This window comes from Enterobacter sp. N18-03635, from assembly GCF_004006055.1.
Classification (GTDB): Bacteria; Pseudomonadota; Gammaproteobacteria; order Enterobacterales; family Enterobacteriaceae; genus Enterobacter; species Enterobacter vonholyi.
The window spans coordinates 1,572,235-1,586,379 of the sequence record NZ_CP034769.1; the positions used below are offsets into that span (position 1 = coordinate 1,572,235).

General features: G+C 57.1%; 11 protein-coding genes. 5 read left to right on the top strand and 6 right to left on the bottom strand.

Annotated elements, in window-relative coordinates:
* The first annotated feature begins 30 nt into the window (after positions 1-30).
* Positions 31-2,643 (top strand): aminopeptidase N, encoded by a 2,613-nt coding sequence (pepN, locus tag ELK40_RS08110; RefSeq protein ID WP_115874643.1) that lies wholly within the window; start codon positions 31-33, stop codon positions 2,641-2,643.
* Positions 2,644-2,693: 50 nt separating this feature from the next.
* Here the strand turns inward: pepN and ssuB are convergent, their stop codons facing one another.
* Genes ssuB through ssuE form a run of 5 tightly spaced genes read right to left on the bottom strand, consistent with a single transcriptional unit; the run spans position 2,694 to position 6,934 of the window.
* A complete protein-coding gene (gene ssuB / locus ELK40_RS08115; RefSeq protein WP_127730281.1) occupies positions 2,694-3,464 on the bottom strand; it encodes an aliphatic sulfonates ABC transporter ATP-binding protein in 771 nt (256 codons plus the stop codon).
* Positions 3,461-4,252, bottom strand: coding sequence for an aliphatic sulfonate ABC transporter permease SsuC (ssuC, locus tag ELK40_RS08120; RefSeq protein ID WP_115874645.1), 792 nt, complete (start codon positions 4,250-4,252; stop codon positions 3,461-3,463). Before ssuC ends, ssuB begins: the two co-directional genes overlap by 4 nt.
* Positions 4,253-4,261: 9 nt before the next feature.
* Positions 4,262-5,407 (bottom strand): FMNH2-dependent alkanesulfonate monooxygenase, encoded by a 1,146-nt coding sequence (ssuD, locus tag ELK40_RS08125; protein WP_111964550.1) that lies wholly within the window; start codon positions 5,405-5,407, stop codon positions 4,262-4,264.
* Entirely contained in the window at positions 5,404-6,366 is a 963-nt protein-coding gene (locus ELK40_RS08130; protein WP_127730283.1) for a sulfonate ABC transporter substrate-binding protein, read from the bottom strand. Before ELK40_RS08130 ends, ssuD begins: the two co-directional genes overlap by 4 nt.
* Complete coding sequence (gene ssuE / locus ELK40_RS08135) at positions 6,359-6,934, bottom strand: NADPH-dependent FMN reductase (protein WP_127730285.1); 576 nt, start codon at positions 6,932-6,934, stop codon at positions 6,359-6,361. The genes ELK40_RS08130 and ssuE overlap by 8 nt, the downstream gene beginning before the upstream one ends.
* A 248-nt stretch (positions 6,935-7,182) precedes the next feature.
* Here ssuE and pyrD point away from each other — a divergent pair, with 248 nt between their 5' ends.
* Complete coding sequence (gene pyrD, locus ELK40_RS08140) at positions 7,183-8,193, top strand: quinone-dependent dihydroorotate dehydrogenase (RefSeq protein WP_111964548.1); 1,011 nt, start codon at positions 7,183-7,185, stop codon at positions 8,191-8,193.
* 165 nt (positions 8,194-8,358) lie between these two features.
* Entirely contained in the window at positions 8,359-8,901 is a 543-nt protein-coding gene (zapC, locus tag ELK40_RS08145) for a cell division protein ZapC (protein ID WP_032651189.1), read from the top strand.
* Here the strand turns inward: zapC and ELK40_RS08150 are convergent.
* Entirely contained in the window at positions 8,898-10,007 is a 1,110-nt protein-coding gene (locus tag ELK40_RS08150) for a YcbX family protein (protein WP_127730287.1), read from the bottom strand. The two genes, zapC and ELK40_RS08150, sit on opposite strands and share 4 nt — an antisense overlap.
* A gap of 98 nt (positions 10,008-10,105) precedes the next feature.
* Between ELK40_RS08150 and rlmKL the strand changes: the two genes are divergently transcribed.
* Entirely contained in the window at positions 10,106-12,214 is a 2,109-nt protein-coding gene (gene rlmKL / locus ELK40_RS08155; protein WP_127730289.1) for a bifunctional 23S rRNA (guanine(2069)-N(7))-methyltransferase RlmK/23S rRNA (guanine(2445)-N(2))-methyltransferase RlmL, read from the top strand.
* Positions 12,215-12,226: 12 nt separating this feature from the next.
* Positions 12,227-14,134, top strand: coding sequence for an ABC transporter ATP-binding protein (locus ELK40_RS08160; RefSeq protein WP_127730291.1), 1,908 nt, complete (start codon positions 12,227-12,229; stop codon positions 14,132-14,134).
* The last annotated feature ends 11 nt before the right edge of the window (positions 14,135-14,145 follow it).

The window sequence follows — 14,145 nt, forward strand, 5'->3', positions numbered from 1 at the left end:
TTACTCGACAAACGATGCATAAGGTTTTCTATGACACAACAGCCACAAGCCAAATACCGCCACGACTACCGTGCGCCGGATTACCTGATTAGCGAAATCGATCTGACTTTTGACCTGGATGCCACAAAAACCGTTGTCACGGCGGTGAGTCAAGTGACGCGCCACAGCGCAACTGCCGTTCCGCTGCGTCTGGATGGCGAAGACCTGACGCTGGTCTCCCTGCATATCAATGATGAAGCTTGGTCGGACTATAAAGAAGAAAACAACCAACTGGTCATCGACAACCTGCCGGAACAGTTTACGCTGCGCATCGTGAATGAAATCAGCCCGGCCGCCAACACCGCGCTGGAAGGGCTTTACCAGTCTGGCGTGGCGCTGTGTACCCAGTGTGAAGCGGAAGGGTTCCGCCACATTACCTGGTATCTCGACCGTCCGGACGTCCTGGCGCGCTTCACCACCAAAATCATCGCCGATAAAACCCTGTATCCCTTCCTGCTCTCCAACGGCAACCGCGTAGGTGAAGGCGAGCTGGAGAATGGCCGTCACTGGGTTCAGTGGCAGGATCCGTTCCCGAAACCGTGCTACCTGTTTGCGCTGGTGGCGGGGGACTTCGACGTGCTGCGTGACACCTTCAAAACGCGCTCAGGCCGCGAGGTGGCGCTGGAGCTGTTCGTAGACCGCGGTAACCTTGACCGCGCGCCGTGGGCGATGACCTCGCTCATCAACTCCATGAAGTGGGACGAAGAGCGCTTCGGCCTCGAATATGACCTCGACATCTATATGATCGTCGCCGTTGATTTCTTCAACATGGGCGCAATGGAGAATAAAGGCCTCAACGTCTTTAACTCCAAATACGTGCTGGCGCGCACCGATACCGCTACCGATAAAGATTATCTCGATATCGAACGCGTCATCGGCCACGAATATTTCCACAACTGGACCGGTAACCGCGTCACCTGTCGCGACTGGTTCCAGCTGAGCCTGAAAGAGGGCCTGACCGTCTTCCGCGATCAGGAGTTCAGCTCCGATCTGGGGTCACGCGCGGTGAACCGCATCAACAACGTGCGAACCATGCGCGGCCTGCAGTTTGCAGAAGATGCCAGCCCAATGGCGCATCCGATCCGCCCGGATAAAGTCATTGAGATGAACAACTTCTACACCCTGACGGTGTACGAAAAAGGCGCAGAAATTATCCGCATGATCCACACCCTGCTGGGGGAAGAGAACTTCCAGAAAGGGATGCAGCTCTACTTCGAGCGTCATGACGGCAGCGCGGCCACCTGCGACGATTTCGTGCAGGCGATGGAAGATGCCTCTAATGTCGATCTTTCCCACTTCCGCCGCTGGTACAGCCAGGCCGGTACGCCAATTGTTACCGTCAAAGACGACTACAATCCGGAAACCGAGCAGTACACGCTGACCATCAGTCAGCGCACGCCGCCGACGGCAGAGCAGGAAGAGAAATACCCGCTGCATATTCCGTTTAGCATTGAGCTGTACGATAACGAAGGCAAAGTCATCCCACTGCAGAAGGGCGGCCACCCGGTACACCACGTATTGAACGTGACCCAGGCCGAGCAGACCTTTATCTTTGATAACGTCTACTTCCAGCCGGTGCCTGCTCTGCTGTGCGAATTCTCCGCGCCGGTGAAGCTGGAGTACAAGTGGAGCGATCAGCAGCTGACGTTCCTGATGCGTCACGCGCGCAACGATTTCTCCCGCTGGGATGCGGCGCAAAGCCTGCTGGCGACCTACATCAAGATCAACGTAAACCGTCACCAGCAGGGCCAGCCGCTGTCGCTGCCTGTGCACGTGGCTGACGCGTTCCGCGCGATCCTGCTGGATGAGAAGATTGACCCGGCGCTCGCCGCTGAAATTCTGACCCTGCCGTCAGCAACGGAAATCGCCGAGTTGTTCGAGATTATCGATCCGATCGCGATCGTGGCGGTGCGTGAAGCGCTGACCCGTACGCTGGCTGCTGAGCTGGCGGACGAGTTCCTCGCCATTTATAACGCCAACAAGCTTGATGCTTATCGCGTTGAGCACGCGGACATTGGTAAACGTTCTCTGCGTAATACCTGCCTGCGCTACCTGGCGTTTGGTGAAACCGAGCTCGCGAACACCCTTGTGAGCAAGCAGTATCATGAAGCGGATAACATGACCGACGCGCTGGCCGCGCTGGGTGCAAGCGTTGCCGCTGAGCTGCCGTGCCGCGACGCGCTGATGCAGGAGTACGACGACAAGTGGCATCAGGATGGCCTGGTGATGGACAAGTGGTTCATCCTGCAGGCGACCAGCCCGGCGGCCGATGCGCTCAGCAACGTGCGCAGCCTGCTGAAGCATCGTTCCTTTACACTGAGCAACCCAAACCGCGTGCGTTCGCTGATTGGCGCGTTTGCAAGCAGCAACCCGGCCGCGTTCCACGCCGAAGACGGCAGCGGTTATCAGTTCATGGTGGAAATGCTGACCGAGCTGAACAGCCGTAACCCGCAGGTGGCGTCGCGCCTGATTGAGCCGCTGATCCGTCTGAAACGCTACGATGCGAAGCGTCAGGCGAAAATGCGTGCCGCGCTTGAGCAGCTGAAAGGGCTGGAAAACCTGTCTGGCGATCTGTACGAGAAGATTGCTAAAGCCTTAGCGTAATAAAAATTAACCCGGCCCTCTCCCTGTGGGAGAGGGCCGGGGTGAGGGCATCAGGCATTAGCCTTAGCTCGCTGTAACTCCGTACCTCCACGCTTCATCACCCGATCCAGCACTTCCGCTTCCAGCTCCGCCAGTCTTGCCGAGCCCACGCGACGAGGCCGCGGAAGATCTACCGTCAGATCCAGACCTATTTTGCCATCTTCTATTAACAGCACCCGGTCGGCCATTGCGACGGCTTCGCTCACGTCATGCGTCACCAGCAGTACCGTAAAGCCGTGTGCCTGCCAGAGAGATCCAATCAAATCATGCATTTCGATTCGCGTCAGGGCGTCGAGCGCGCCCAGCGGTTCATCAAGCAACAGCAGGCCCGGACGGTGAATTAACGCGCGCGCCAGCGCCACGCGCTGCTTCTGCCCACCCGAAAGGGCTGCAGGCCATTCATCGGCTCGATTTTCCAGCCCAACGGCGGCCAGCGCCTGGCGGGCTTCATCCCGCCAGTTGCCCTTAAGACCGAGCCCGACATTATCGATAACCGATTTCCACGGCAGCAGGCGCGCGTCCTGGAACATCATGCGGGTATCGTCCTGGATATTCGAAAGCGGCGTTGTCCCTGCCAGAATGTCGCCGCCGTTGGGGGCTTCCAGTCCGGCCAGAAGCCGTAGCAGGGTACTCTTTCCGCCGCCGCTGCGCCCGACAACTGCCACAAACTGTCCGGCGGGAATATGCAGATCCAGCCCGTTAAGAATGGTGTTATCGCCGTAGCGTTTGGTGACGCCGTTCAGCAGTAGCGGTGTCCCCTGATTCAGTCGTGCAGTATTCATGCTTTCGCCTCCTGAAGGGTATAGGCCGGGTTCCAGCGCAGCCAGCTGCGCTCCAGCCACTGGGCGCTAACGTCAGCGAGTTTGCCGAGCAGGGCATAAAGGATAATGGCAACCACCACCACGTCCGTTTGCAGGAATTCACGGGCGTTCATCGCCAGGTAGCCAATCCCGGAGTTAGCTGAGATGGTTTCCGCCACAATCAACGTTAGCCACATCAGGCCGAGCGCGAAACGCACCCCGACCATAATGGAGGGCAGGGCGCCCGGCAGGATCACGTGAATAAACAGGGAAAAACCGGACAAGCCGTAGCTGCGCGCCATCTCGACCAGACCGCGATCGATATTGCGGATGCCGTGCCAGGTGTTGATGTAAATGGGGAACAGCGTGCCCAGCGCCACGAGGAAGATCTTGGCGCTCTCATCAATCCCAAACCACAGGATGACCAGCGGGATCAGCGCCAGATGCGGCACGTTGCGCAGCATCTGGATGGAGGTGTCCAGCAGCCGCTCGCCCCAGCGTGAAAGACCGCTGATCAGGCCCAGAACCAGACCGATGCTGCCGCCGATGGAAAACCCGATCGCCGCGCGCCAGGAGCTGATCGCCAGGTGCTGCCACAGCTCACCGCTGACGCTCAGCGACCAGAACGCTTCTACAACACCCTCCGGAGAGGGCAGAATGCGGCTCGACAGCCAGCCGGTGGACGACGCGAGCTGCCAGAGAGCCACAATGCCGACGGGTAAAAACCACGGCGCGGCGCGCAGCAGCCATTTTTGTGAGGTGGCAGACATGGTCGCTCCTTAGCTCTGTGCGGCTTTACGTGGAATGAATTCGTTCGCCACGGCTTCGCCCTGCAGCTGGAGCCGCTGCGGCTGCGGAATTTCCGGAATGGCGACATCCAGGTGCGGGAATAACAGCTCGCCCACCTTGTAGGCCTCTTCCAGGTGCGGATAACCGGAGAGAATGAAGCTGTCGATACCCAGCTCGGCGTATTCGTTGATGCGCGCGGCCACGGTCGGTCCGTCGCCGACCAGCGCCGTGCCAGCACCGCCGCGCACCAGACCAACGCCCGCCCACAGGTTCGGGCTGATCTCCAGATTCTCGCGCTTGCCGTTGTGCAGGGATGCCATCCGGTGCTGCCCGACGGAGTCGGTTTTGGCAAATGCGGCCTGGGCTCTGGCGATCGTTTCATCATCCAGATGGGAGATCAGGCGGTCCGCCGCCTGCCAGGCTTCTTCACTGGTTTCGCGCACAATCACATGCAGGCGAATGCCGAAGCGCACCTTACGGCCATGGGCGGCCGCCTTAGCGCGTACCTGGGCAATTTTTTCTTTCACCAGCTCAGGCGGTTCGCCCCAGGTCAGATAGAGATCGACCTGTTCTGCCGCCAGATCCTGGGCTACATCCGACGATCCGCCAAAATAGAGCGGCGGTCGCGGCTGCTGTACCGGCGGGAAGTAGAGTTTCGCGTCACGAACGTGGATATGCTTGCCTTCAAAGGTAACGGTTTCACCTTCCAGCAGGCGTCGCCAGACGCGGGTGAACTCGGCGGAAGCTTCATAGCGTTCGGTATGGTCGAGGAACACGCCGTCGCCTGCCAGCTCCTGCGGATCGCTGCCCGTCACCAGGTTAAACAGGGCGCGGCCGTTGGATAGTCTGTCCAGCGTTGCCGCCTGGCGTGCCGCCACGGTAGGGGAGACGACGCTTGGACGTAACGCAACCAGGAACTTCAGACGCTGGGTGACCGGAATCATTGATGCGGCGACCAGCCAGGCATCTTCACATGAACGTCCGGTCGGGATGAGCACCCCAGTGAAACCGATTCGGTCCGCCGCCTGCGCAATCTGTTGCAGGTAGCCGTGGTCAACCGGGCGCGAGCCCTCTTCTGTACCAAGATAGTGTCCATCACCGTGGGTGGGTAAAAACCAGAAAAGATTCAGACTCATGATTTAGCTCCTTCTTTGCCTGCGGGCTGCCAGATGCGTTCGCGAATAGTGACCTGTTTTGGCACCAGGTGGTTTTGATAGAAAAGGTCAGCCGTTTGTTGCTGAAGCGCGGCGACGTGTGCGTCCACCGGGGTAATGGTGGTCGGTGGACGGTGGTTGAGATAGCTCGCGATCACCGGCTCAGGCAAGCCCATGGTTTTCGCCAGCAGGGAAATGCTCTCCTGACGCTGGGTCTGGGTCAGGGCATCGGCCTGGGTAAAGGTATCCAGCACGCCCTGAATAAATGCGCCGTTCTTTTCCGCATACGGACGTGCGGCCAGATAGAACGAGCCGGTCTGCTTCAGCGTGGTACCGTCTTTCAGCACGCGAACGCCGCCCTGCAGCAATGCGGCGGAGTAGTACGGGTCCCAGATGGCCCAGGCATCAACGTTCTTCTGCTGGAACGCGGCGCGCGCGTCAGCGGGAGTCAGGTAGACGGGCTGAATGTCGGTGAACTTGAGTCCGGCCTCTTGCAGAGCTCGCAGCAAAAGGTTGTGTGAGCTGGAACCTTTCTGGAAAGCAACTTTATGTCCTTTAAGGTCGGCGACGCTTTTAATTTCGCTGTTTTCAGGCACCAGGATCACCTCGGCCTTCGGCTTAGGCGGCTCCACGCCTACATAGACGAGGTCCGCTCCCGCGGCCTGGGCGAAAATGGGCGGAATATCGCCAGTGCTGCCGAGATCGATACTGCCCACGTTAAGGGCCTCCAGCATCTGCGGGCCGGCAGGGAACTCCACCCAGGAGAATTTGGTGTCCGGGAAGCGTTTTTCCAGAAGCTGGTGGCTTTTCGCCAGCACCATGCTGACGCTGCCTTTCTGATAGCCAATGCGTAAACTTTCCGGAGCTGTTTCTGCGGCATGGGCCAGCGAGGTAAGGGCCATCAGACCTGCCAGTCCGATACGGGTGAACGTTTTAAACATGTGCGACTCCTTGAGGCTGACCAAACGCCGGAGCCTGGATATCCCTGCGGTGAAGGGCATGCCAGAACGTTTCCAGAGCGTTATCGAGGCGGGTTTGCAGGTTGGGCGTAAAGTGTGGTTTGTGTTGATAGTCAATGACCTGCGAGTCATCGGCGAAAACCCCGAGGAGGATCTCCTGCGCTTTCAGCGCGTTCAGTACCGGCTTCAGGGCGTAATCCACGGCCAGTAAATGGGCAACCGTACCGCCCGTTGCCAGCGGCAGCACGACTTTGCCGTCCAGGGCGCGTTCCGGAAGCAGATCGAGCAGGGTTTTCAGCGCGCCGGAAAAAGAGGCTTTATAAATGGGCGTTGCCACTATTAAGCCGTCAGCGCCGTTAAGCTGCTCGATGAGGGTTTTCAGCGCGGGGCTGTCGAAACGGGCGTAGAGCAAATCTTCAGGTTCGAAGTTATGCAGGTTCCAGTGGCACACTTCCACATCCAGAGCATTCAGTTTTTCACGGGCATATTCCAGCAGGGCGCTGGAGCGCGACGGGAATCGTGGACTTCCGGCCAGGGTAATGACGCGCATACTTCCTCCTTATAACTAATTGTTTGCTTTTATCTAACATTCATAACAATTTTAAGGAGTGTGACACCGCACCTTTATTCCACTAAATGATTTATCTGCAATTAAAATGCGAAAAAGTGCATAAGAAATGTACGGGGAGGTAAACGATTGCGTTTTACGCTGATTTTTTGCCGCAGGTCAATTCCCTTTCGCGACGGGATCGCCCATAATCCCCTCCCGGTTTGCACACCGGGAATCCAGGAGAGTTCATGTACTACCCCTTCGTTCGTAAAGCCCTTTTCCAGCTCGACCCTGAGCGCGCTCATGAATTTACATTCCAGCAATTACGTCGTATTACCGGAACGCCGCTGGCCGCTCTGGTACGTCAGAATGTGCCGGTAAAACCTGTGCAGTGCATGGGGCTGACCTTTAAAAATCCGCTGGGTCTGGCGGCCGGTCTGGACAAAAATGGCGAGTGCATTGATGCCCTGGGCGCGATGGGCTTTGGCTCCATTGAAATCGGTACCGTCACCCCGCGCCCGCAGCCGGGAAATGACAAGCCGCGCCTGTTCCGACTGGTGGAAGCCGAAGGGCTGATCAACCGCATGGGCTTTAATAATCTCGGTGTTGATCACCTGGTTGAGAATGTAAAAAAAGCCCATTTTGACGGGATATTAGGCATCAATATCGGCAAAAATAAAGACACGCCGGTAGAGCAGGGTAAAGATGACTATCTGATTTGTATGGAAAAAGTCTACGCCTATGCCGGTTATATTGCGGTGAATATTTCTTCACCCAATACCCCGGGGCTGCGCTCTTTACAATATGGCGAAGCGCTGGACGATCTTCTGAGTGCCATTAAAAATAAACAAAATGAACTTCAGTCGATCCACCATAAATATGTTCCGGTCGCGGTTAAGATCGCCCCGGATCTTTCTCCCGAAGAATTGATCCAGGTTGCCGACAGTTTGGTTCGCCATAATATTGATGGTGTGATTGCAACCAATACCACCCTCGATCGTTCCCTCGTGCAGGGAATGAAAAACTGTGACGAAGCGGGTGGGTTAAGTGGCCGTCCGGTACAATTAAAAAGCACCGAAATTATTCGCGCCCTGTCTGCGGAATTAAAAGGTCGTCTGCCGATTATTGGCGTCGGCGGCATTGACTCCGTGATTGCTGCGCGCGAGAAAATGGCGGCGGGTGCGTCGCTGGTGCAGATCTATTCCGGCTTTATTTTTAAAGGACCGCCGCTGATTAAAGAAATCGTTACTCATATCTAATCTTTTCTCTTAATCAGACAACCAGGGCTTTATTTCCAGCCCTGGTTGTTTTATATTCCGTCACTGTTGCTTATTTAGTCATTATAGTCTTTTATTAATGGTGTTATAAACGAGGCGGCAAACAGGACATTTTTAGTACAGGACGTTTGGGGACGGGAGAGACACATGCGAATTAAACCTGACGATAACTGGCGCTGGTATTTTTGCGACGAGCATGACCGAATGATGCTCGACTTAGCCAATGGCATGTTGTTTCGTTCTCGTTTTGCCCGCCGAATGTTAACCCCGGATGCGTTTTCCCCGTCGGGCTTTTGCGTTGACGATGCTGCGCTTTATTTCTCCTTTGAGGAAAAATGCCGCGATCTGGTGCTCTCTAAAGAGCAGCGCGCCGAGCTGGTATTAAATGCGCTGGTGGCTATCCGTTTCCTGAAACCGCAAATGCCAAAGAGCTGGCATTTTCTGCCCCACGGCATGAACTGGACCCCGGCGACGGGCGATGCGGCGAGCGTAAATCTGAGCGATACCGCAGAAGAGGTGAGCCTGCTGGTGGTTGAGCCTGGCGAAAATGCTGCACTCTGTCTGCTGGCGCAGCCCGGCGTAACGATTGCCGGGCGGACGATGCAGCTTGGGGATGCTATTAAGGTCATGAACGACAGGCTGAAGCCCCAGCTTCGCGTGGATGCTTTCAGCCTCGAGCAGGCGGTTTAAGCTTCCAGCTGTACGGACGTTTTCGGGACGCAGCTACAGCACAGAATTGTGCCGTCATTTCCAATTGCTGATTTTTTCAGCGCACTCACTTCGCCATCCACCAGCCTGATGCGGCAGCATCCGCAAATTCCCGCGCGACAGGAATAGGGGATGCGGATCCCTGCTTGTTCCAGTTGCTCAAGCAATACCTGTTGGTTATTACCCCGGATCACGTTGCCCTGCCAGTGAATCTCTACCGCAACGGCGACGTTTGTCTCAACGTCGACAAACTCCTCTTCCTGACCCGAGCCGTAAACCCTTGCTGGCCCACGGGCGAGCACTTCTACCTCATCACCGACGCGGATAGCGTCGCTGGAGCGCGGGATCAGGTTCTGGCCGAAATCGACATCGCTGTTATCCTGCGCGGTGCGGAATGACTGCAATGTCTTCAACGGTTCGCCGGAAGGGTGCTTCTGGCCTTTCTCCGGGCTTACCGTCGTGAAAATGCAGCGGCTGCACGGCTTCACCACGTCAAAAATGACGCTGCCAATGCGGATCACTTTCCAGGTGTCTTCATCCCAGGCGTCGGCGCCCGTTACTACCAGGTTTGGACGGAACTGTTCCATCTGAACGCTGGCTTTACAGCGGCCTTGCAAATCACGCAGTGAAGCTTCGTTAGTCAGCAGGAACGGGAAGCCATCGGCGAAGGAGAGAGGAACGGCGTCGTGGCGCTTCACGCGACGCGTCAGTTCAGGCCCAACCCAGCGCAGCTGCACATCGCGGGAGAAGAAGCCGCTCAGCCAGCGGTTGATCTCATCCGGGGCGATGCGCGCGGTAAAATGATTTCCCCACACTTCCGTCGGCGCATCGACGGGCGCAAAATCAGCAAAGCGAATTATCGCGCTGGAACCGTCCGGCGCGGTAAGGTGCAAACCGTCATGAAGCGGGGAAGGGGTAAAGCGAACCATCTGAGGGAACTGGCGTGCGGTAATGAACGTTCCGTCAGGCTCGGTGACCATAAAAATACGATCGAAGGCAAATCCGCTCATGTCGGCAAGCGCGTGAGAGACGCCGATGCCGCGCATGGATTTCACCGGATGAATAAAAAGCCTGGATAACGTCGCCACTGCACACTCCCTCGAATGAAAATAAGCCTTCAACTTTATGACATACACGCCATATTAGCTATAATGCGCGACAATTTTCTAAGAGTAAAAGTGACGATATGAATTCTCTGTTTGCCAGTACGGCCCGTGGGCTGGAAGAGCTGTTAAAAACTGAACTGGAAAGCCTGGGCGCGGAAGAGTGCCAGGTGGTTCAGGGTGGTGTCCATTTTGAGGGCGACACGCGGCTTATTTACCAGAGCCTGATGTGGAGCCGCCTGGCGTCGCGCATCATGCTGCCGATGAAGGAGTGCAAGGTCTATAGCGACCTTGATCTCTATACCGGCGTACAGATGATCGACTGGACAGAGATCTTCACCCCGAATGCCACCTTTGCGGTGCATTTCAACGGCGTGAACGACGAGATCCGCAACAGCCAGTACGGTGCCCTGCGCGTAAAAGACGCCATTGTGGACTGCTTCACCCGTAAAAATAAGGAACGTCCGAACGTCGATCGTGAAAACCCCGATCTGCGTATTAACGTCTGGCTGAACGGCGACACGGCGAGTATCTCCCTCGATCTGAGCGGCGCGGGCCTGCACCTGCGCGGCTACCGCGATCGTACCGGCATGGCACCCATCAAAGAGACCCTGGCGGCCGCCATTGTGATGCGCTCCGGCTGGCAGCCGGGCACGCCGCTGCTCGACCCGATGTGCGGTTCCGGTACGTTGCTGATTGAAGCGGCCATGCTGGCCACCGACCGCGCGCCGGGACTGCACCGCGGCCAGTGGGGCTTCAAAGGCTGGGCGCAGCACGATGAAGCGCTCTGGAAAGAGGTCAAAGACGACGCGCAGACCCGCGCACGTAAGGGGCTGGCGGAATATACCTCTCATTTCTACGGCTCCGATAGCGACCCTCGCGTCATTGAGCGCGCGCGCAGCAACGCCCGCCGTGCCGGTATCGGCGAGCTGGTCACCTTCGAAGTGAAAGACGTGGCGAACCTGACCAACCCGCTGCCAAAAGGCCCGTACGGTACCGTGATCAGCAACCCGCCATACGGCGAACGTCTCGACAGCGAACCGGCGCTGATTGCCCTGCACAGCCTGCTGGGCCGCAACATGAAGGACCACTTTGGCGGCTGGAACCTGTCTCTGTTCAGCGCCTCGCCGGAACTGCTGAGCTGCCTGCAGCTGCGTGCCGATCGCCAGTTTAAGGCGAAAAACGGCCCGCTGGACTGCGTGCAGAAAAACTACCATCTGGCGGAGAAGGCGGCCGACAGCAAGCCGTCCGGCGTGGCGGAAGATTACGCTAACCGTCTGCGCAAGAACCTGAAGAAATTTGAGAAGTGGGCGAAGCAGGAGGGCATTGAATGCTACCGCCTGTATGATGCCGACCTGCCGGAGTACAACGTGGCGGTTGACCGCTACGCGGACTGGGTGGTGATTCAGGAATATGCGCCGCCGAAAACCATTGATGCGCAAAAAGCGCGTCAGCGCATGCTGGACGTCATCGCCGCCACCATCGCCGTGCTGGGTATTGCGCCAAACAAGCTGGTGCTGAAAACGCGTGAACGTCAGAAAGGCAAAAACCAGTACCAGAAGATGGGCGAGAAGGGCGACTTTATCGAAGTGGGCGAATACAACGCGCGCCTGTGGGTCAACCTGACCGACTATCTGGATACCGGTCTGTTCCTCGACCACCGTATCGCCCGCCGCATGCTGGGCCAGATGAGTAAAGGCAAGGACTTCCTGAATCTCTTCTCCTACACCGGCAGCGCCAGCGTGCATGCCGGTCTGGGCGGCGCGCGTAGCACCACCACGGTAGATATGTCACGTACCTATCTGGAGTGGGCGGAGCGCAACCTGCGCCTTAACGGCTTAACCGGACGTCAGCATCGCCTGATGCAGGCCGACGTGCTGAGCTGGCTGCGCGATACCGACGAGCAGTTCGACCTGATCTTTATCGATCCGCCGACCTTTTCCAACTCCAAGCGTATGGAAGATAGCTTTGACGTTCAACGCGATCACCTGCGCCTGATGACCGACCTGAAGCGCCTGCTGCGCAAAGGCGGCACCATTATGTTCTCGAACAACAAACGCGGCTTCCGTATGGATCATGACGGCTTAGCAGCCCTGGGACTGAAAGCACAAGAAATCAGCCAAAAAACGCTGTCTCAGGACTTTGCCCGTAACCGTCAAATCCATAACTGCTGGTTGATTACCGCGGTCTGAAAGGAAAAATAAATGTCTTTAATTAGTATGCACGGCGCGTGGCTCTCTTTCAGCGACTCACCGCTTCTCGATAATGCAGAGCTGCACATCGAAGATAACGAGCGCGTCTGTCTGGTGGGCCGTAACGGCGCGGGTAAATCCACGCTGATGAAAATCCTTAACCGTGAACAGGGCCTGGATGACGGACGCATTGTTTACGAACAGGATCTGATCGTCTCCCGCCTCCAGCAGGACCCGCCGCGTCACGTGACCGGCAGCGTTTACGATTTCGTTGCGGAAGGGATCTCTGAGCAGGCCGAATATCTGAAGCGCTATCACGAGATTTCGCATCTGGTGATGACCGATCCGAGCGACAAAAACCTCAACGAACTTGCAAAAGTGCAGGAGATGCTCGATCACCACGGTCTGTGGCAGCTTGAAAACCGTATTAATGAAGTGCTGGCCCAGCTCGGTCTGGAACCCGATATGGAGCTGTCGGCGCTCTCCGGCGGCTGGCTGCGTAAGGCGGCCCTGGGCCGCGCGCTGGTTAGCGGGCCGAAGGTGCTGCTGCTGGACGAACCGACTAACCACCTGGATATCGAAGCGATCGACTGGCTGGAAGGCTTCCTGAAAACCTTCAGCGGCACCATTATTTTCATCTCACACGACCGTTCGTTTATCCGCAATATGGCGACGCGTATTGTCGATCTCGACCGCGGCAAGCTGGTCACCTATCCCGGGGATTACGACACCTATCTGCTGGAGAAAGAAGAAAACCTGCGCGTGGAAGAGCTGCAGAATGCCGAGTTCGACCGCAAGCTGGCGCAGGAAGAGGTCTGGATCCGCCAGGGCATCAAAGCCCGCCGTACCCGTAACGAAGGCCGCGTGCGCGCCCTGAAGGCGATGCGTCGCGAGCGCAGCGAACGCCGTGAAGTGATGGGCAGCGCCAAAATGCAGGTGGAAGAGGCGTCCCGCTCCGGCAAGATTGTCTTCGAAATGGAAAACGTCAACTACCAGGTTGACGGTAAAGTGCTGGTGAAAGACTTCTCCGCACAGGTCCAGCGCGGCGACAAAATCGCCCTGATTGGCCCGAACGGCTGCGGTAAAACCACGCTGCTGAAGCTGATGCTGGGCCAGCTGCAGGCCGACAGCGGCCGCATTCACTGCGGGACCAAGCTGGAGGTCGCCTACTTCGACCAGCACCGCGCGGAGCTGGATCCGGACCGTACGGTGATGGATAACCTCGCTGAAGGTAAGCAGGAGGTGATGGTAAACGGCAAGCCGCGCCACGTGCTGGGCTACCTGCAGGACTTCCTGTTCCATCCGAAACGCGCCATGACGCCGGTGCGCGCGCTGTCAGGCGGTGAGCGCAACCGTCTTCTGCTGGCGCGCCTGTTCCTGAAGCCAAGTAACTTGTTGATTCTCGATGAACCAACGAACGACCTTGATGTCGAAACGCTGGAACTACTCGAAGAGCTGATCGACGGCTATCAGGGTACCGTGATGCTGGTTAGCCACGATCGTCAGTTCGTTGACAACACCGTGACCGAGTGCTGGATCTTCGAAGGTGAAGGGCGAATTGGTCAATACGTAGGCGGTTATCACGACGCAAAAGGGCAGCAGGCACAGTCGCTGGCGACGAAGCAGTCAAAGTCCAAAATTGGTCCTGAAGCTACTGTAACAAAAGCAGAAACTGTCAAGAAAACCTCGGCTAAACTAAGCTATAACCTGCAGCGCGAACTGGAGGGACTGCCGCAGCGTCTTGAAGAGCTGGAGGCCGCGCTTGAGGATCTGCAAAAACAGGTTGCTGATGCGTCATTCTTTACCCAATCGCATGACTATACTCAGAAAGTACTGTCAGAACTGTCCGCGGCTGAAAAAGCCCTGGAAGAAGCATTTGAGCGCTGGGAGTACCTTGAGTCTCTGAAAAACGGCGCATAAACAGGGATAAC